17 protein-coding genes and 1 pseudogene are annotated in these 18407 nt (G+C 71.1%); 10 read left to right on the top strand and 8 right to left on the bottom strand.

Annotation, left to right across the window (positions count from 1 at the left end; all coding sequences use genetic code 11):
* The first annotated feature begins 137 nt into the window (after positions 1–137).
* The 3 genes from HAV40_RS02090 (at position 138) to HAV40_RS02080 (ending at position 5491) form a co-directional block, all read left to right on the top strand.
* Positions 138–2987: an AfsR/SARP family transcriptional regulator gene (locus HAV40_RS02090; protein WP_166378407.1), complete on the top strand. Its 2850-nt coding sequence runs from the start codon at positions 138–140 to the stop codon at positions 2985–2987.
* A gap of 180 nt (positions 2988–3167) precedes the next feature.
* On the top strand, positions 3168–4487 hold the full coding sequence (locus HAV40_RS02085) for a M23 family metallopeptidase (RefSeq protein ID WP_166378405.1): 1320 nt from the start codon (positions 3168–3170) through the stop codon (positions 4485–4487).
* A gap of 146 nt (positions 4488–4633) precedes the next feature.
* Complete coding sequence (locus HAV40_RS02080) at positions 4634–5491, top strand: inositol monophosphatase family protein (RefSeq protein ID WP_166378403.1); 858 nt, start codon at positions 4634–4636, stop codon at positions 5489–5491.
* A gap of 241 nt (positions 5492–5732) precedes the next feature.
* On the opposite strand, the gene HAV40_RS02075 is transcribed toward HAV40_RS02080, so the two are convergent.
* The 4 genes from HAV40_RS02075 to HAV40_RS02060 all read right to left on the bottom strand — a co-directional run bounded on the left by HAV40_RS02075 (position 5733) and on the right by HAV40_RS02060 (position 9163).
* Positions 5733–6296, bottom strand: a complete 564-nt coding sequence (locus HAV40_RS02075) for a GNAT family N-acetyltransferase (RefSeq protein WP_239086293.1) — start codon at positions 6294–6296, stop codon at positions 5733–5735.
* Between the two features lie 18 nt (positions 6297–6314).
* The gene (locus HAV40_RS02070; RefSeq protein ID WP_166378401.1) at positions 6315–7544 is read right to left on the bottom strand and encodes a helix-turn-helix domain-containing protein; all 1230 of its coding nucleotides are present in this window, start codon (positions 7542–7544) and stop codon (positions 6315–6317) included.
* Between the two features lie 779 nt (positions 7545–8323).
* A complete protein-coding gene (locus HAV40_RS02065) occupies positions 8324–8791 on the bottom strand; it encodes a hypothetical protein (protein ID WP_166378399.1) in 468 nt (155 codons plus the stop codon).
* 57 nt (positions 8792–8848) lie between these two features.
* A complete protein-coding gene (locus tag HAV40_RS02060) occupies positions 8849–9163 on the bottom strand; it encodes a DUF899 family protein (RefSeq protein WP_308441030.1) in 315 nt (104 codons plus the stop codon).
* On the opposite strand from HAV40_RS02060, the gene HAV40_RS02055 reads away from it, so the two are divergent.
* Positions 9162–9341: a hypothetical protein gene (locus HAV40_RS02055; RefSeq protein ID WP_239086292.1), complete on the top strand. Its 180-nt coding sequence runs from the start codon at positions 9162–9164 to the stop codon at positions 9339–9341. The two genes, HAV40_RS02060 and HAV40_RS02055, sit on opposite strands and share 2 nt — an antisense overlap.
* Before the next feature lie 11 nt (positions 9342–9352).
* A pseudogene (locus HAV40_RS39055) lies at positions 9353–9400 on the top strand (hypothetical protein); the annotation flags it as partial.
* An 87-nt stretch (positions 9401–9487) separates the two neighbouring features.
* Here HAV40_RS39055 and HAV40_RS02050 read toward each other — a convergent pair.
* Positions 9488–10813 (bottom strand): BTAD domain-containing putative transcriptional regulator, encoded by a 1326-nt coding sequence (locus HAV40_RS02050; protein ID WP_166378397.1) that lies wholly within the window; start codon positions 10811–10813, stop codon positions 9488–9490.
* Positions 10814–11013: 200 nt separating this feature from the next.
* On the opposite strand from HAV40_RS02050, the gene HAV40_RS02045 reads away from it, so the two are divergent.
* Complete coding sequence (locus HAV40_RS02045) at positions 11014–11535, top strand: hypothetical protein (RefSeq protein ID WP_166378395.1); 522 nt, start codon at positions 11014–11016, stop codon at positions 11533–11535.
* 110 nt (positions 11536–11645) lie between these two features.
* On the top strand, positions 11646–12602 hold the full coding sequence (locus HAV40_RS02040; protein WP_166378393.1) for a methylenetetrahydrofolate reductase: 957 nt from the start codon (positions 11646–11648) through the stop codon (positions 12600–12602).
* A 7-nt stretch (positions 12603–12609) separates the two neighbouring features.
* On the opposite strand, the gene HAV40_RS02035 is transcribed toward HAV40_RS02040, so the two are convergent.
* Positions 12610–13860 carry a sensor domain-containing phosphodiesterase gene (locus HAV40_RS02035; protein WP_166378391.1) on the bottom strand — a complete coding sequence of 417 codons (1251 nt, stop codon included), beginning with the start codon at positions 13858–13860 and terminating at the stop codon, positions 12610–12612.
* A gap of 141 nt (positions 13861–14001) precedes the next feature.
* Positions 14002–14967, bottom strand: a complete 966-nt coding sequence (locus HAV40_RS02030) for a LysR family transcriptional regulator (RefSeq protein WP_203671325.1) — start codon at positions 14965–14967, stop codon at positions 14002–14004.
* 22 nt (positions 14968–14989) lie between these two features.
* Between HAV40_RS02030 and HAV40_RS02025 the strand changes: the two genes are divergently transcribed.
* On the top strand, positions 14990–15871 hold the full coding sequence (locus HAV40_RS02025) for a serine hydrolase (RefSeq protein WP_166378387.1): 882 nt from the start codon (positions 14990–14992) through the stop codon (positions 15869–15871).
* 154 nt (positions 15872–16025) lie between these two features.
* A complete protein-coding gene (locus tag HAV40_RS02020; RefSeq protein ID WP_166378385.1) occupies positions 16026–17006 on the top strand; it encodes an MBL fold metallo-hydrolase in 981 nt (326 codons plus the stop codon).
* 54 nt (positions 17007–17060) lie between these two features.
* On the opposite strand, the gene HAV40_RS02015 is transcribed toward HAV40_RS02020, so the two are convergent.
* The gene (locus HAV40_RS02015; RefSeq protein WP_166378383.1) at positions 17061–18002 is read right to left on the bottom strand and encodes a hypothetical protein; all 942 of its coding nucleotides are present in this window, start codon (positions 18000–18002) and stop codon (positions 17061–17063) included.
* Between the two features lie 174 nt (positions 18003–18176).
* On the opposite strand from HAV40_RS02015, the gene HAV40_RS02010 reads away from it, so the two are divergent.
* Complete coding sequence (locus HAV40_RS02010; RefSeq protein ID WP_166378381.1) at positions 18177–18365, top strand: hypothetical protein; 189 nt, start codon at positions 18177–18179, stop codon at positions 18363–18365.
* The last annotated feature ends 42 nt before the right edge of the window (positions 18366–18407 follow it).

Raw genomic sequence — 18407 nt, 5'->3', positions numbered from 1 at the left:
GCGCCACTGATCTGACGGGCCGGACCCGCGCCGACGGGTAGCCCCACGACCTCGCCGCCGCGACCCGGCCCATTGCGTGGGCGGGGGCAGACCCGCGCACTGTGGACAGTTCACCGTGCCCGGCTACGATCGCGCCGATGATCGCAGACAGCGACGGTGGTGACTTTCGCCTACTCGGCCCGGTGGAGGTCGTCGTCGACGGCGAGCCGTTGCGGTTCGCCCGTCGCCAGCAACTCGACCTGCTCGCCTTCCTCATGCTGCGCGCCGGACGTGTGGTGGCGACCGGCGAGATCATCGAGGCGATGTGGGGCGGAGCCGCGCCGCGCACCGCGAACGTCCAGGTGCAGAACATGGTGTCCGCGCTGCGAGCCGCCCTCCATGGCCGCAGCGGGCCGCTGGCCACGGTGGACCGTCAGGCTGCCGGCTACGCGCTGCACATCACCGCCGGCAGGCTCGACCTGGCAGCCTTCACGCGGCTCGTCGGCCAGGCCCGTGAAGCGCGTACGCCCGCCGCCGCCGTCGGTCTGCTGCGCGCGGCGCTCGGGCTGTGGCGAGGCACGCTGCCCTTGGCCGGGGTGCGGGCCACGTTCGTCACCGCCGCTCGCCCATACCTCATCGAGCAGCGCGACAGGGCGCTGGAGCAGCTCTTCGACGCCGAACTGGGCTGCGGCAACCACGCGGCGATCGTGCCGGAGCTGACGGACGCGGTGGCCGCCGACCCCGTCCGGCAGCGATTCGTCGCCCAGCTGATGATCGCCCTGCACCGCAGCGGAAGAGTCACCGACGCGCTCGGCGTCTACCGCAACGCCCGGCACACCCTGTCCGACGAGTACGGCCTCGACGTCGGCCGTGAACTGCAGGTCCTGGAGCGGCGCATCCTGCTCGGCGACCACACGCTCGACCTGCCGCTGGAACCCGACCGGGCCGTGGCAGGTCAGGCGGTCGCGCAGCCCGTCCGGGCCGCCCTTCCGGTGCCCGCCCAGCTGCCGTTGGACGTCCGCGGTTTCGCCGGGCGGGGCACGCAACTGGCACACCTCGACGCCCTCGCCGACGGTGCCGCCGCGACACCCCCCGAGACGGTGGTCGCCGTCCTCATGGGCACCGCGGGAGTGGGCAAGACCGCCCTCGCGGTGCACTGGGCCCAGCAGGCGGCGGCCAGGTTCCCGGACGGTCAGCTGTATGTGAACCTGCGCGGATTCCACCCCGCGGCCCGGCCGGTGGAGCCGGGGGAGGCGTTACGCGGCTTCCTCGACGCGCTCGGCATCGCCCCGGAGCGGGTGCCGGCCGGTCTGGACGCGCAGGCGGCCCTGTACCGAAGCCTGGTCGCGGGCCGGCGGATCCTGGTGCTGCTCGACAACGCGGTCGACGCCGACCAGGTCCGGCCGCTGCTGCCGGGCGGGCGTGGCGGCATGGTGCTGATCACCAGCCGTGATCAGCTGATCGGCCTGGTCGCGCTGGAGGGCGCCCATCCGGTGACCCTCGGCGTGCTGTCCGGCGTCGAGGCGCGCGAGCTGCTGGCCGGGCGGCTCGGCGGAGCGCGGGTGGCCGCGGACGTCCAGGCCGCCGACGAGATCGCGGTCCGGTGCGCGCGCCTGCCGCTCGCGTTGGCGATGGTCGCCGCGCGTGCCGCCGTCCATCCCGCTCTTCCGCTCAGGGCGCTGTCCGCCGAGCTGTCCGCGGTCCGCGAACGCCTGCGGCCGCAGGACCCCGACGACTTCACCACCGACGTGCAGGCCGCCTTCTCGTGGTCGTGCCGGCGGCTGACGCCCTCGGCCGCGAGGCTGTTCCGGCTGCTCGGGCTGCACCCGGGCGCGGACGCGGGCGTGAGCGCGGCCGCCAGTCTGGCCGGAGCTCCGGCGGATGCGGTACGCCCGCTGCTGACCGAACTCGCACGCGCACATCTGATCACCGAACACCTGCCCGGCCGGTTCTCGCTGCACGACCTCCTGCGGGGATACGCGGCGAAGCTCGCGCAGCTCAACGAGACCGAGCCGGACCGGCGTGCGGCACTGCGCCGTGTCCTGTCCCACTACCTGCACAGCGCCTACGCCGCGGCGCTGCGCATCTATCCGCACCGTTACCGGCTGGACCTGGCGCCCGCCGATCCCGGCGCGGCGGTGACGCGGTTCGGCGACGTGAACGAGGCCTCGGCCTGGTTCACGTCGGAACACGCCGTGCTGCTGACCGCGCTGAACACGGCCGCCGACGAGAACCTCGCCACGTACGCCTGGCAGCTGGCCTCCGCTCTGTCCACCTACCTGGACCGGTACGGGCACTGGCACGACTGGGTCGCCACCGGGCGCACCGCCCTGGCCGCCGCCGAGCGCTGCGCCGACCGGGCCGGGCAGGCACACGCGCACGGCAGCCTTGGCCTGGCCTACAACCGGCTGAAGCGGTACGGCGAGGCGCACGCCCACCTGCGCCGCGCCGACCGTGCCTTCGGCGAGCTGGACGACCTCGTCGGTCAGGCATACACCAACCTGCGGATGAGCCTGGTCCACGAGGGCCAGGGCGACCGGCACGCGGCGCTGCTCGACGCGCGGCACGCGCTGGACCGGTTCCAGTCGGCAGGCCACCACATCGGCCGGGGACAGGCCCTCAACAGCGTCGGATGGCTGCACGCCCAGCTGGGCCAGCACGGCGACGCGGTCAAGTACTGCGAGCAGGCGGTCGAGGTGCACCGGGAGCTGGGCGACCGGGAGGGCCTGGCCAACGCGCTCGACAGCCTCGGCTACGCCCACCACGGCCGGGGCGACCACCGGCAGGCGACAGTCCACTACCAGGAGGCCCTGGTGGTGCTGCGCCAGCTCGCCGACCCCTACTACGAGACGATCACCCTCACCCATCTCGGCGACACCCACCACGCGGCAGGCGACCGGAGGCCCGCCGCCGACGCCTGGCAGCTGTCCCTGGCGATGCTCGACGAACTGGGCCACCCCGACGCGGGCGAACTGCGGGACAGGCTGGCCCGGCTCGACGAGGCATGACCCGTGTGAAGACCGGATGTGCTCCCGTATGAGGCGCTGCCGCAGGATGAACACGCCTCCGTCCGTCCACATGTGAGGGACCGCGGACAGGACCGGCGGCCACGCTGCCGACCGGCGACGATCCCTCCCGTGCACCGCTACCGCCATGGAAACGATCGCCGTGTCGCACAAGGAGCGAACATGACCCAAGACGACGAACACACCTGCTGCGGGGGCGGCGGCGAACCCGCACCGGGCCTGAGCCGCCGGGCGATGCTGCGCGCGACCGCGCTCGGCGCGGGCGCCATGACCGTGGGCGGCGTGCTGCTGCCCGGCGTCGCGCACGCCGCACCCGCGATCTACAACCCGTTCGGCGCGTACCCGATCACCGACACCTGGGCGGGCCACCTGGCCCGGGGCTCACTCGGCGGCATCGACTTCGGCATGGGAGTGGGCACACCACTGCCCGCCTGCGGCGCGGGCACCATCCAGAACATCCCCTACAACGGCTCCGGCGGCCACACCGTCACGATCCACCACGGTGAGGGCTACCGCAGCCAGTACATGCACCTGTCGCAATTCCTGCTCGGCAACGGCGCGAGCGTCGGCGCAGGCGCGATCGTCGGGCGCTCGGGCGGCGCGGCCGGGGCGGACGGCTCGGGCAGTTCGACCGGCCCGCACCTGCACTGGCACATGATCGACCCGGCGGGAACCAGAATCAGCCCGCTGGTCTACATCGGGCAGAATCCGGGCGGGCAGTCGCGCCAGGTGTACGAGGCGGCCAGCAACAACGGCTGGCGGGCCCTGCCGATCTCCGGCAGCGCCGGTGCGGTCACCGGTTCCGCGGTCGCCACCATCGCGCTCGGCACCACGAAGATCGTGTACAGCCTCAACGGCGGCCGGATCTACGAGGCGGCCAGCAACGCGGGCTGGCAGAACCTGTGGACCGGCGTCCAGGGCGCGCAGGGCACCGCGCTGGCCGCGCTGAACGTCAACGGCGTGAAACACATCTACAACGTCGTCGACGGCTACGTCCACGAGGCCGCCAGCAACAACGCCTGGCGCAACCTGAACAGCGGCATCAGCGGCGTCGGCTCCTCCTCGATCGCGGCGATCCAGCTCGGCGGCGTCAAGTACGTCTACAGCATCGTCGGCGGCTACGTGCACGAAGCACACAGCGCCAACGCCTGGCGCAACCTGAACACAGGCATCCCCGCCTCGGCGGTCGCCGCGATCACCCTCGGCACCACGAAGATCATCTACACGGTCAACGGCGGTCGGATCTACGAGGCGGCCAGCAACGCCGGCTGGCAGAACCTGTGGACCGGCATCTCCGGCGTATCCGGCAGCACCCTGGCCGCGACGAACGTCAACGGCATCAAGCACGTCTACACCAGCGCGGGCGGCTACGTGCACGAGGCTGCCAGCAACAACGCCTGGCGCAACCTCAACTCCGGGGTCGGCGGGTCGACAGTATCCGCGCTGGCGGTCGGCGGCGTCAAGCTCATCTACGCCTCCTGACCTACCAACCCGAGAACGCGCGACCACAGGCGCGGACGGGGCGGGCTCCCGCCCCGTCCGCGCCCTGCCCGGCCTGCGTGAACGCCGACCTCGCTGTCGGGTAAACGTCGAACCTGGGTGCTCTGGGCGGCCATAGAATGCGCCGGGTGGATATCCCGTCGCTGTGGCGAGAGCTTGAGCGAGTCCTGACGCCGATGCTGGCAGAGTTCCGGTCTAAGCGATCGCTTCGTGTCGAGCGCAAGGCGGATGCCACGCTGCTATCCGAGGCTGACGAAGCAGTACAAGCCCAGATCATCAGGTCTGTGCGCGCGGTGGACCCCGACGGGGTGATTCTTGGCGAGGAGGGTGCGCACGGTCGTGATCTGTTGCGCGGGTGCAGCTCAACCGGCCGGATTTGGATCATCGACCCGATCGACGGCACGGCCCAGTTCGTCAAGGCTGATGGCCGTGAGTTTTGTAGCGTCGTCTGCCTCGTTGAGGACCACAGGCCTGTCGCGGCGTTCGTGCTGGCCCCGGAGATCGGTCCTGATCGCACTCCCGTTTGCGTGCGATTGAACGGACAGGGTCACGCAATCGAGATCAACGGCAGGCAGGTCGCCGGGTTGGCGGCGACCGATGAGCCACAGACGGTCTCGGTCACACGGAGTTCAGGAACGCAAGAGCGGTCCTACGAGCAGCAGCTCACTTCACACGGCTACCGGCTGAAGACGCGCACTACGTCACAGACACTCGACATGGTGCGGGTGTGTGTCGACCTGTCGCCCTTCACCGAGCCGGCGCTTGAGCCGTTTGGCCTGTTCTTCCGTCGGCGGCAGAAGATCTGGGATGGGGCAGCCGGTTTGTGCTTCGCCTTCGCCGCAGGACTCTTCGTCGCTGACGGCAGTGGCCGTCCCCGGACGGAGATTGACATCGAGCTCGGTTTGGAAGATCCGGTGTTCGACAGCACCCTGATCGCCACGGATTCCGTTGCCGCCCAGATCGTGGTGGCGGCGTCGGAGGTCTGAGCCGCTCCTTCCGCATCGCCCGGTTTGCGCTCCGTGGGGCGCATCCGCATGTCAGGCGATGGCCGAGCACCGTGCGGGCTATTCACCTACCTGACCGTCCGGTTATGCAACGCCACCGACTGGTGCTGCCGTGGTCGGGTGTGTGCCGGTTGGGGTAGACGGCTGAGGCAGGCGAGCGTAACCACGTCAGGCCGCTCGAATTGTCTGCAGAGCGGCCCGGAAGGCCGCCCTGCATCGCATATTAATGCCGAGTCGGCAGATCGAGCAGCATGCCGTCGTAGAGAGGCGAGTCGGGGAAAGGGCGTACGCCGCCGATGCGCTGCCACCCCCAGGAACGGTACGCCGACCGCGCCGGGCTGTTGATCGGGTCGACCAGAAGTGTCGCGCGCTCTTCGGTCCGGTCGTGCAGGAAGGTGTCGTGGAGTCGGCGGGCGTAGCCGCGCCGCCGGTACTTCTCCTTGACCATGATTTCGCAGATCGCGACGGTGCGCATGCCATCCTCGATCAGCATCTCGGGGTCAACCTCGTCCTGGAGCCCGCTCCACCAGCCCGAGCCCTCAGGCAGCCGGAAGCCCAGTACGTAGCCAGCCAGTTCGTCGCCTACGTAACCCAACGCCAGCGCGAATCCTGCTCGCGAGGCGTAGGCGCTCAGCCGGTCCTGGTAGCGAGGCAAGGAGAAGAACGGGTCCGTGGCGATCTCCGTGGCGTAGACCTCCGCATATGTGTCGAGCACGAGGTCCAGGTGCTCAGCCAGCCCCGCCGCATCGTGGGTGGTGATGATCAGGTCGGAGTGAGTGGTGTGCAAGCCGTGCTCCTTGCGGGTCTAGACGAGGGCTCTGTACCTGGTGACGAAGTTCGTGGCCACCGGGGCAGTGTGGTGCGACGCCATTTTGTTGGCGACCGCCCCGAGTTCGGTGGACAAACGCCAGCTGGTGACGTTGCCGGAGAGGTCATCGAGTGCCGAGTGGGCTGCTGCGGCGGCCTGTTCGACCTCCTGGGCATCGAGGCTGGCCAGGGCGAGGCGAACCTTGTAGGTGGCTCGATTACGGGCGAACCCGTCGGGGTGTGCGTCGATCGACTCGTTGAACAGGCGGATCGACCGGTCGGTCTCGCCCAGCTCCATGGCGCAGGTGGCCTCGATACCGTCGAGTTCATGCCAGGTGACGAACGCCAGCCATTCGGCGACCGGTCGATCCTCATCGCGTTCCAGGTATCGCCGTGCCGTGGAGAGAGCGCGCTCGCACGAGCGCTTTTCGCCGGTGAGCGCGGAGGACATGGCAACGCGAAGCATGGGAATGATCGACAGGCGTGCGTGCTCGTCCGTGGCGCATGCAGCACGTTCGGCCGCATCCGCCCATCGCCGTCCCTCCTTCGGGCTGCCCAGGACGTTGGACATGAAGGCGAGGTTCGCCAGGGCGTGTGTCTCGGCCTCGGCGTCCTGGGCCTGCCGCGCCAGGCCCAACGCCTCGTGGTAGCTGTTGCGCGCTACATCATGTCGACCCGCGTCGAATGCGAGCCAGCCAGCGCACATCTGGACGCGGCTCGTGGCATGGAGAAGCGCTTCCTCGACGTCGCCGGTCAGTACGCCGTTCTCCAGCCACCACCGAGCCTCCGTGGCGTAGCCGACGGCGACCTGCCACAAGCTCTCGCCGCCGAATTGGTAGTCCATGGCGAACAGGCGGTCGACGTGGCGGGGGATCTGAGCTACATCGGAGAGGCCTAGGCGGTAGCCGGCCTCTTTGCGTCCGGGCAACAGGCCGCCGAGTACGGCTCCCATCGTCCCGGCCATCAAGGTGCGCCGTTTCATAGCCTCCGACGTTACCCGTGCCGCGAGGCGGCGTGCGTTGCCTGCTTTCCACGCCGACATCAGTCGGCCGTCCGCACCCAGTGCGGCGTCGAGTGCCTGGGCAACGGCTTGGGAGACGCCTCGGTCACTCTTGCTGAGCTTGCTGATGTAGCCGGGATCGACGTTCGCGGCGACACCGACTTGGCGCACGGACAGGCCTGATTCGGCCCGTAGACGTTTCAACACGGTGCTGAATGCCTCTTCCACGATTCGCTCCTTGGCCTTCAGGCGTTGCCCGGCCCGTGGCGCTACAGGCAACACCTACTGAGTTCGTCACGCACCGTGCACGCTGAGCGGGCGCGGGGCGGTCGTCGAACGTCCGGGTCGCGGCCGCTTCGCAACTAAGTAGACGGTACGCCGGACGGTCTGGGGGATCAACGATGGTCGCTGACGCGAGTCCTACCGAGAGTGACCCTGCCCCCATGGTCACGAGAGCCAAGGAGGTGATCGCGGTGCACGCGGAGGATGCCGATGGATGGTGCACGGGATGCGCGGTCGAGTACGGCTTTGCGACACCGCACCCGTGCACGGCCCGCCGGTGGGCCGACCGGACGCTGTCAATCGCTGGCCGACCATGGGGGACGGGCACATGACAGCGGCGATCATGGCGCGGGGATCTGTGCGGCTCCCTACCACGGCTGAGGAGGCCCAAACACTGGTCGAACGGCACCTGCACGGCGTGCCCTGGACAGGCCGGTGCGTCGCCTGTGGCGAACCGGCACCGTGCCGCTCCCGCGAGCTGGCTCATGCGGCGTTTCAGCGGCTCGGCAAACTGCCGCGGCGCCGCCCCAGACTTCCGGACGCTGCCACCCGGTAGGTCCGGAGCGACGGCCGGCTTGAGCCATCTCCCATGTTCTTCTTGCTGGCTGCCGCAGTCGGGGCGGCGGCAACGCTGCCGCCGCCCCACCCCACAACCTTGGAAGGGAGCAGGGCAACGCGCGCCACCGCAGAACTCCGTCCGGGCGCGTTGGTGATCTTGCCAGGACCTAACTACCGGTCAGCTCGCGGGACATGACCCGGCGCATCGCGGTGACCACGTCTCGCGCGGGGAACCTCTCCGACGCGGTGGCCTCCGCCCGGAACAGGGTGGAGGCCATCCGCTCGGGCGAAGAGCATCGCAACACGGCGACGAGCCACGCTTCGAGCAGCGTCGGATCGTCCGGCAGAACCAGGGCGGCGGCGTCGGGTGTCGGTGTGGGTGTCTCCGGTGGGGGTAAGGGCACCCCACTGGAGACGTACGCCGCCGCAGGCAGCCCGACCCGGTACGGATGGACGCAGGTGGGAGCGCCAGTCGCAAGGTTCGCGCGCCATCCGTGCCGGGGGTCGAACGGGTGGCCGACGCCTGGCCTGTCGACGACGTCGAAGTCCCCGAAGCGGAGCCTCTGAGCAGGGCAGACAGCACACGTCGCATCGCGGACCTCATCATCCGGCTGAAAAAACCCATCGAGCGACATAACGGGAAGGCTAACGCGGCCTGATCCGTCAGCGAACGAGGGGCGATAGCCCGCCGGTCAAGCGGTGCTTGCACGCACCGCGCCGGGGCGGCTCCACTGTGCCGTCGGGCGGCCGTCGAGCCGCCACGGGCGGTCGCTCACCCGAGGCCAGCCGTCGGGGGAGTCCTCCCAGCTCTCCTGCCGGCCGTACACGGTCAGGTCCAGGGCGTGGTAGCTGGTCATCAGCGCCTCGACGCCGCGCCCGGTCGTCCAGTAGGTCTCGTACACCTGGTCGCCGTCACGCAGGTAGCAGGCGATGAACCCGAAGCCGCGGCCGTCGGCCAGCGCCGGGTCCGTGTCGCGGGCCGAATACCAGGGGAACAGGTAGCCCATGAACCGCATCGCGACGAACGCCTTCCTGGACGTCCGCAAAGCGGCGGCCAACCGGGCGGTGCCGTCCGGTGACCTGCTGGAGTGGTCGACCGAGATCGGCCCCTACCCTGACGCGCTGCTGTCCGACGACGACCCGCAGACCAGCGCGCCGGGCCGCGAGACCGTCGAACTGGCCTGATCGCGGCACTGATGTACCTGCCCGGACGGCAGCGGGCCGCCTTCGTGCTGCGCGACGTGCACGGCTGGACGCCGGAGGTCGCGGCCGCGCTCGGCGTCCCGGTCACCGCGGCGGCAACGCTGGAACCCTGGGCGCCGGAGCCGGGTCTAGGCGGCGCAGGTGACCAGGCTGCACCAGCGGCGCATGCTGGTCTCGTCCATGAACAGCCACCGGCAGTGGGAGTCCGCGCAGGACCGGACCGTCAGCCGCCGAGGGTCGGCGAGCAGTTCGGCGGCGCTCCAGGCGGCGGCGTGCAGGGGCAGGCGCAGCCCGGCTTCGAGGCTGGGCCGCCAGCGCCCGCCGCCGTTCTCGTCACGGGTGAACTCCAGGGTCCGGGCGGCGGCCTCGGCGGCGCGGGCGACCGCGTCGAACGCCGCGTGGCCGGGGTGTCCGGTCAGGCAGGCGTACACCTGGCCGCGCAGCGCGCGTGCCTGTGCCAGGGTCCGGTCGGCCTCGGCCGGGTCGCGCCCGGCCAGGGTGAGCAGCCGGGCGACGGTCGGGTCGTCGGCGAGCCCGGTGTAACCCGACCAGACGGCGAGCGTGCGGTAGGAGCGCAGCCACTCCGCGCAGGGCTGTGGCGCCGGGTCGCCCCAGCCGGCGAAGGTGTTGCAGAAGTCCAGGGCGGGGTGGCCGCCGACGGTCCAGGGCAGCGTCTCGTCGCGGATGCGCACCTCGAACACGGCGCGGCGGGGCTGTTCGAGGCGGTTGTCGTTGCGCAGGATACGGCGGTGCAGTTCCTGCAGGTCGGGGCCGGGGTCGACGCCGAGTTCGGTGGCCAGGGCCTGCCGGGTGGCCTCGTACAGCAGCAGGGCGTCGGCCTGGCGGGCGGAACGGTAGTGGGCGGTCATCAGGATGCCGACGAGCCGTTCGCGAAGGGGGTGACGTTCGGCTAGCCCGGCCAGGTCCTTGATCACGCGGGGGTGTCTGCCCAGTGCCAGTTGCGCTTCGGCCCGCGCTTCCAGGGCCACGAGCCGGGCCTCCTCGAGCTGGGCGTCGAGGCGGTGGCGCAGCGCTTCGTCGGCGACGTCGGCCAGCAGCGGTCCCCGCCACAGCCGCAGCGCCCCGTCCAGCAGGCTGGCCCGCGCGGCGGGGTCGGCGGTGTCCAGTGCCCGCTGTACGGAGCGGTGGAAGTCGGCGACGTCGACGCGGTGGTCGTCGGCCTCGACGAGGTAGCCGTCCGCGCGGGTGGTGATGCGCACGCCGTACGGGCTCAGTGCGGCGCGCAGGCGGCCGATGTACGTGTAGACGGCACCGCGTGCGGTGGCGGGGGCGCTGCCGTTCCACAGCAGGGCGATGAGGCGGTCGATGGTGACCAGGTGGCCGAGGTCGAGCAGGAGCAGGGCGAGCAGGCAGCGTTCCTGGCGGCGGCTGGCGATGTCCACGAGGCGGCCGTCGTGGCAGGCCTCGAACGGGCCGAGCAGGCGGAACTCCATACGGGTAGGACGCTCGTCCCTGTCCCGACGGTTGACCTTGCGGCGTGTCGAGCGGGTGGTGAGGCGCGCCGTGAGGCAGGCATGTCGTCGCCGCGGCATGGCCAGGTTCATCCGGTAAGTCCTTTTGCGATGGTCAGGCCGTGGTGAGCCGGTCGGGCCAGGCTGGGCGGGCAAGCGAATGCAACAGGAAGGGAGCTTTCATGCGTCGAGCAGTCATGGCGTCCGTGGTGATGGTGGCCGCGCTGCTGGCCGGGGCCGCACCGGCCCAGGCCGCCGCACCGACCGGCGGGCACGGCGGCTGGGTTCCGGCCCCGTCGGCCGCCTTCGAGCAGCCTGCCGGTGCCCGCTGCGACTTCGCCATCCGCAGCGAGCCGATCCGGGACGAGGTGCGCCAGCTCGTCCTGGAGACCAACGCCGACGGCACACCCAAGCGCGTGGTGTACGCCGGTGACCTCATCGTCAAGTTCACGAACCTGGCGACGGGGGTGTCCGCCGAGGTCGACGCGAGCGGCACCGCGCTCGTCGACTACCACACGGACGGGTCGATGACCTGGTACGTGGTCGGCCCGGTGATCTTCGGGTTCCGGGACGACGGCAGCACCCTGCCCCGTGGCATGTGGTTGATCGACGGCGTCTACACCCTCGCGTTCTCGCCGACGTTCCATAAGACCCTCACGATGGTCCACGGCACGACGACCAATCTCTGCACGCTCGTGGACTGAGTCACGCGTGGCCGGGTGGCAGAACGCACCCGGCCACGCGCCGCCCGTTTGTGGCGCGGATCGCCCGCGCGCGGGCCGCCGCGTACGACCGGGTTCGATACCGTGATCACATGAGTGACGACATCGCGCCCGCCCGTACGGGCCGCCCGTCCCTGCGGGCGATGCTGGAGCGGGCCGAGTCGGGGGTGCTGCTGCTGGGCATCACGCCGCCCCGGCGCAGCGTCTCGCCGGAGCAGGCCGCGCAGATCGCCGAGGTCACCCTCGCCCGGCTGGCCACCGTCGACCTCGACGGGCTGATCCTGTACGACATCGACGACGAGAGCGACCGCAACCCGGCCGAGCGCCCGTTCCCGTACCTGCCGACGATGGACCCGGCCGCGTTCCACCGCGAGCACCTGGATGCCTGGCAGCTGCCGTCGGTCATCTACCGCTGCGTGGGCAAGTACACCGAGCCGGAGTTCGCGGACTGGCTCGGCGAGGTGGACGCCGACCGGGTGCTGAGCGTGTTCGTCGGGGCGTCGTCGAAGGACAAGGGCGTGCGCACGGGACTGACGCAGGCGTACGCGATGCGCGACCGGCTGCGCGCCGACCTGCCGCTGGGCGCGGTCGCCATCACCGAGCGTTACCTGCGCAGCGGTGACGAGCACCTGCGCATGCTGACCAAGCAGGATCGCGGCGCGACGTTCTTCATCACGCAGGTGGTCTACGACGTCGACGCGACCAAGAGCCTGCTGTCGGACTACTACTACACGTGCGCGCAGAAGGGCGTCGCGCCCCGGCCGGTGATCTTCACGCTGTCGGTGTGCGGCTCGCTGAAGACGCTGTCGTTCCTGCACTGGCTGGGCGTGAACGTGCCCCGCTGGCTGGAGAACGCGCTGCGCTACTCCGACGACCCGTTGACCGAGTCGTACCAGCAGTGCCTGGCCACGGCCCGGGAGCTGGCCGCGTTCTGCGGGCGGCTGGGGGTGCCGTTCGGGTTCAACGTCGAGAGCGTGTCCATCCGCAAGGTCGAGATCGAGGCGTCGGTCGAGCTCGCCCGCGAGGTCCGCGAGCTGCTGCGGGGCTGATCCCGGCCTACCAGTAGAAGTCGGGTTCGGTGGGGACCAGCCGGTGCAGCAGCGGCTGGGCCGCTTCGATGATGAGATCCCGGTCGTAGGTGACGACGAAGTCGAACTCCTGATCGTCGTGGCTGCCGGGGCTGCCCAGGTCGCAGGCGAACAGGCCGCCGGCGAAGTGGGTGCCCAGCACGACGACCGTCCACTCGCTGAGCAGCGGATCATCGGGTTGCAGCGGGCCGCCGCGGATACCGGCGACCGGCTGCGGCGGCATGTCCTGGGCGTACACCGCCGTGAAGACGCATTTGGCGGCGAGCCGGCCGTAGCGCCGCAGGGTCGGGGCGTCGAACCGGCGGGCCTGCTGGAACGTCGCCATCAGCACCGCGGGCTCGGCCAGTTCCAGGCACTTGTTCTCCAGGTGCATGCTCAGGCAACGGAGCATCTGCCTGGTGGTGCGGAGGGTGGGCCGGTGTTTGCGGACGACCTCGTACGGGGTCGCCCCGGTCGTGGTGGGGGCGTCGACCTGCGCGAGCACGAGGTCCGCGGGCGGAAACGTCCCGGGCAGGGGCCCGGGGCGGCCGAACAGCCAGCCCTGGCCCAGCGTCGCCCCCATTGATCTCGCGATGGCGAGGTGGCGCGGGGTCTCGATGCCCTCCGCCAGCACGGCGGCGCCGGTCCGTTCGGCCTCGGCCAGCACGGCGTTGATGACGGTCGACAACGACGGCGTCACCGGGCCCTGCACGATGGCCCGATCCAGCTTGATCACGTCGGGGCTCAGCAGGGGCATCATGGCAAGGCTGGTGGGATCGGCCCCGACGTCGTCGAGGGCGATGCGGATCGACCGGCCGCGCAGTGCCAGGATCGTGGCCAGCAGCGAAGCCGGGTCGGCGGCCAGGGAGCGCTCGGTCAGTTCCACGACGCACTGCAGCCCGGCGAGTGCTTGCTCGTGGAGGGCGAGCACGTCCGGCGGCGGCTCGGAACGCAGCGTCGCGGGCTCGACATTGATGAACAGCGGCACCCCGCGCGGCAACCCGGCGTCCAGCGCGCCCCGGAAGGCGGCCGACCCGCACGCCCAGTCGAGCTCGGCCAGGCGCCCGGCCTGCGCGGCGTGCCGGAACAGCGCGTCCGGCATGGCGAACGCGGTGCCGGCGGGCCCGCGAGCCAGCGCCTCGTAACCCACCGTCTGGCCGCCGTCCAGCGCGACGATGGGCTGGTAGACCGCGTGGATCCGGCCACCGGAGAGCACCGCGTCGAACGCGCCCGCGTTCACCCCGACAGGCCCTGCACCGTCATCACGACCCCTCTGACCGTTTCCGCCAGCCGCGTGGCGCCAGTCTGGATCTTCACCCCAAAGCCTATCGGCAACCAGCCCTGACCTGGGGATAATGCGCATCTGGGGGTCGGTGGTGCGTCAGACTCCGGGGGCGGTATGGAAGACCACCGACCACGGCGCCGATGCCCCGGTCGCCCGCTCCGGCGACGGCGGCGTGGCGGTGCTGGCCAGGATCTCACCGGCGAGGGCGGCGAAGCGCTGGGCCGCCGGGTGCGGCGACCGGCGCGGCCAGACAGCGGTGACCTGCTGCCACAACGGGTCACCGGTCAATGGCCGCCAGGTCACGCGCGGTTCGCGGCGGGTCGTGGACTCTCGGTCCAGCGCCACGCCCTGCCCGGCGAGGACGAGGCCGCACAGGAACTCGGGGTTGCGGGCGTGCCGGACCCGGCTCGGCGTGAAGCCCTGCTCGCGGCATACCGCCAGCAGGTGGTCATGCCAGGCCGGGGCGGTCGCGCGCGGGAAGACGACCAGGCCGTGCCCGGCGAGGTCGGACAGCTCCAGCTCGCTCGACCCTGCCAGCGGGCTGGTCCGGGGCAGCACCACGCCGAGCCGGGTCCGGGTGGCCGGGCCGGTGTGCAGGTCGACCTCGTCGATCGGCTGGTGCACCAGGCCCACGTCCAGCCGGGCGGCGGCGAGCAGTTCCAGCTGCTCGGCGGTCGTCAGCTCCTGCAGGTCGACGTCGAGTCCGGGGGCCTGCTCGCCGAGCCGCCGCAGCAGCTCGCCGAGGACCGCGGCCGGGGTCTCCGGGGGCACTCCGGCGCGCAGGGTGCCGAGCGTGCCGTCGCGGATGGTGCTCATCAGGGTGCGCAAACGCTGCTCGGCGGCCAGGAACTCGCGGGCCTCGTCGCGCAGCGCGTGTCCGGCGGCGGTCAGCGCGGTCTCGCGGGGCAGCCGGTCGAACAGGGTGACCCCGAGTTCGTCCTCCAGCCGCCGCATGGCCTGGCTGAGCGGCGGCTGCGCCATGCCCAGGATCGCCGCGGCCCGGCTGAAGTGCAGTTCCTCCGCGACGGTCAGGAAGTAGCGCAGGTGTTTGGAGAGGTCCACCGTCCGACCATAGGCTGACCCGATGTCGATCACGAACCGGATCGCGGACGCGTTCGCGGCGGCGGACATGCGCGGCTGGCTGCACGCCCGCGACCTCGACACCGGCCGCGAGGTCGCGGTCGGCGCGGACGACCAGGTCGTCATCGGGTCCATCTTCAAGATCCTGCTGGTACTGGAGTTCGCCCGGCAGGCCGCCGCGGGCTCCCTCGACCCGGCCGACCGGGTGCTGGTGCGCGCCGGGGACCGGCTCGGCGGCTGGGGGACCGCGGGCTGCGCCGACGACGTCGAGATGTCGCTGCGCGACCTGGCCTACTTCACCATGTCCGTCAGCGACAACACCGCCGCCGACCTGCTGCTGCAGCGCGTCGGCCCGGACCTGCTGCCGCTGCTCGCGCAGGAGCTGGGCCTGACCCGCACCCGGTTGATCGGCGGGCCACGTGAGCTGCTGGCGACCATGATCGCCGACGTCGGGGCGCGCGACGACGAGGAGTTCGCGCGCATCTTCCCGGACCTGCCCGACGAGCAGGTCCGGGCGCTGCGCGTGTTCGACCCGGCGCGCACCAACTCCAGCACCCCCGAGGAGGTGACCCGGCTGCTCGGGCTCATCTGGCGCGACGCGGCCGGGCCGGCGCAGGCCTGCGCGGACGTGCGGGCGCTGATGTTCCGGCAGCTGTTCTGGACCCGGCTGGCCGCCGCGTTCCCGCCGGGCGTACGGGTGGCGGGCAAGACCGGCACGCTGCCCGGCCTGCACATGGAGGCCGGGGTCGTGGAGTATCCCGACGGCGGCCGCTACGCGGTGGCCGTGTTCGCCAGGACCGAGCGGCTGTCCATGCCCCGGCTCGAACTCGACCTGGTGCTCGGCAGAGCCGCGAAACTGGCCGTGGACGACCTGCGCGGCGAGTGACCTGGGCCACTTGTCGGACTCGTCGGGCATCGTCTGAACTGCGCTGATATCCGAATCGATATGGCCGGTGCCGCCCTGTGATCTTGGACGGTGCCACCGGCCGGGTGTTTCGCTGCGGGGGTCATCTTGATCCACCGCACGAGGGGAAACACCCATGTCGAAGCACCCGGTCGACCGCCGCCGCTTCCTGCGTACCGCCGCCGCGGGCACTGCCATGGCCGCCATCCCGGCGACCGCCGCACCCGTCCTCGCCGCCCCGGCCGCCGCCGCGCCGAGCCCCCGGACCGGCACCGGCAACCGGCAGACGGCGACGCTGCGCTGGCTGGGCACCTCCGGCTGGCGCATCGAGGTCGGCGCGCGCACCCTGCTCATCGACCCGTACCTCAGCCGGTACGACACCGGCCTGTTCCGCCCCCCTTTCAACCCCGCGACCGAGCTCAAGGTGGACCCGACCGCGGTCGCCGCGCACGCGGGCAAGGCGGAGAACGTCTTCGTCACGCACACCCACTGGGACCACTTCAACGACGTCCCGCACATCGCCAGGACCACGGGTGCGCGGGTCTTCGGCACGCTGACCGCGTACCACCTCGGCCTCGCCTCGGGGGTGCCGTCGGGGCAGCTGAGTCCGGTCAAGGGCGGTGAGGTGCTGGAGTTCGGCGACTACTTCGTGGAGGTCGTGTCGGCGCTGCACAGCCGCAACCCGTCCTACTCGATGGCGTTCCCGGGCGTACGCACCAGCCCGGGGATTCCGGCCCCGGTCACCATCGCCGACCTGCCCGAGGGCGACACGCTGTGCTACCAGGTCACGGTCAAGGACGGGCCGAAGATGTTCTTCATGGGCGCCAGCGACTTCGTCGAGCGCAACCTGGACGGGCTGAAGCCCGACGTCGCGATGCTGGCCCTGCCGTCGACCGGCAACACCCACGACTACGTGCCCCGGCTCATCGAGGCGCTGGACCGCCCGGCGGTCGTGGTGCCGGTGCACTGGGACAACTTCGAGACGCCGCTGCAGAACCCGCCGGTGGTCGCGCCCGCCGACGCCGACAAGCTGGCCGCGTTCGAGGCGGCGATCCGGCAGGTCGCGCCGCGCACGACCATCCTGCGGCCGCAGTACGCGACGCCGTACACCTTCTGATCCATGAGGCACGGCCGAAGCGTCCCCGCGGGGGCGCTTCGGCCGTCGAGGGCGTCAGGCGCGCGGCAGGCCCAGTTCGCGGCGCAGCCTGCCCTTGAGCATCTCCAGCTCGGCGTCGGTGGTGTAGACGTGGTCCTGGTCGAGGGTGACGGCGACGAGGTGGCGGCTGGGGTTGCGGCTGACCTCGTAGTAGTAGATCGCGCCCTGCTCGACGTCGAGCACCAGCCGGACCAGCGGGCCGGTGTGCAGGTGGGCGAGCTGCGGGTCCAGGTCGTGCCGCAGCCGGCAGACCTGCTCGCCCTGGGCGTGGTAGAGCTCGCGGCGCTGGTGCGCGCTGAGCCCGCGTACGCGATATCTGGCCTGCTCGAAGGTGTCCACGCTGAACACGCGCTGGGCCGGTGCGCTCGGGTCGGCGTCCGGCGGCTCGTACATGGCGATGTAGTGCAGCCGCTCGACGCTCAGCGCGTCGCGGCAGGCCTCCAGCAGCGCCCGGTCGCTGGAGTCGGCCTCGTAGACGCCCGCAACCGGCGACACGGCGATCTCCTCGACGGGGACCCGCGTCGTCCTCGGATTCTCGATGACCTCCTGCCCGTCCTCGACCCGGAAGTAGAAGCAGCCGACGGCGAAGACGGTCACCCCGAGCAGCAGCGTCGTCATGCCCACCACGTCCTGGACGAGATCCTTGTCCTCGAACAGGTCGAACGCGGCCGTGACCAGGAATCCGTGGATCGCCGTGCCCAGACCGGCCAGGATCAGGAACGTGGCGCGGGCACGCTGCATGTTCAGCCAGCCGGGCCGGAACAGATACAGGCCGGCCGCGGTGATGCCGACCACCACGACCGTCACCGCCGCCCGGCCGAAGTTGAACGACTCGTCGCCCAGCAGGGCCAGCAGGATCTCGAAGATCAGCGGGAGGGCGATGGAGCTGGCCAGGATCCCGGCCATCCGCTGCGACCAGGCGATCTTGGGTACGGCCGTGGGGTCTGCTGTGGACATCGCGCACCTGTCTGGAGAGGGATGGTGCGCACATCGTATGTGGACGATGAAAGGCGCGGGCCCTCCGATCGGGCCGCAGGTGATGGGCCATGTTTGTGCCGGAATTCGCGCGGGAATCGCCGTCGTGAGGCCGTACTCGTCCGGAGCCGGTCCAGGGCACGCGAGGGGCACCCCATGGACGCGTTCGAACCCGGCACCGTGCTGACCCGCCCCTCGCCGGACCTGCGGTTCGCCGGAAGTGAGCCGAGCGTGTCCGAGCCGGTCTGCGACGGCTGCGGGCAGCCCGCGCCCTGCCCGGCGGTCACGCACGCCTACCACCGGGAACTGGCCGCCGACTTCGCGCACGGCTACTCCGGGCTCTGAACGCGCCAAGACACAGGTTCTTCCCAGCTTCGCCGACCGTCG

This window comes from Catellatospora methionotrophica (assembly GCF_011297335.1).
In the GTDB taxonomy this organism is placed as follows: domain Bacteria; phylum Actinomycetota; class Actinomycetes; order Mycobacteriales; family Micromonosporaceae; genus Catellatospora; species Catellatospora methionotrophica.
Note: the sequence above shows the minus strand (reverse complement) of the source record. Positions and strands in the feature narration are given on the sequence as shown.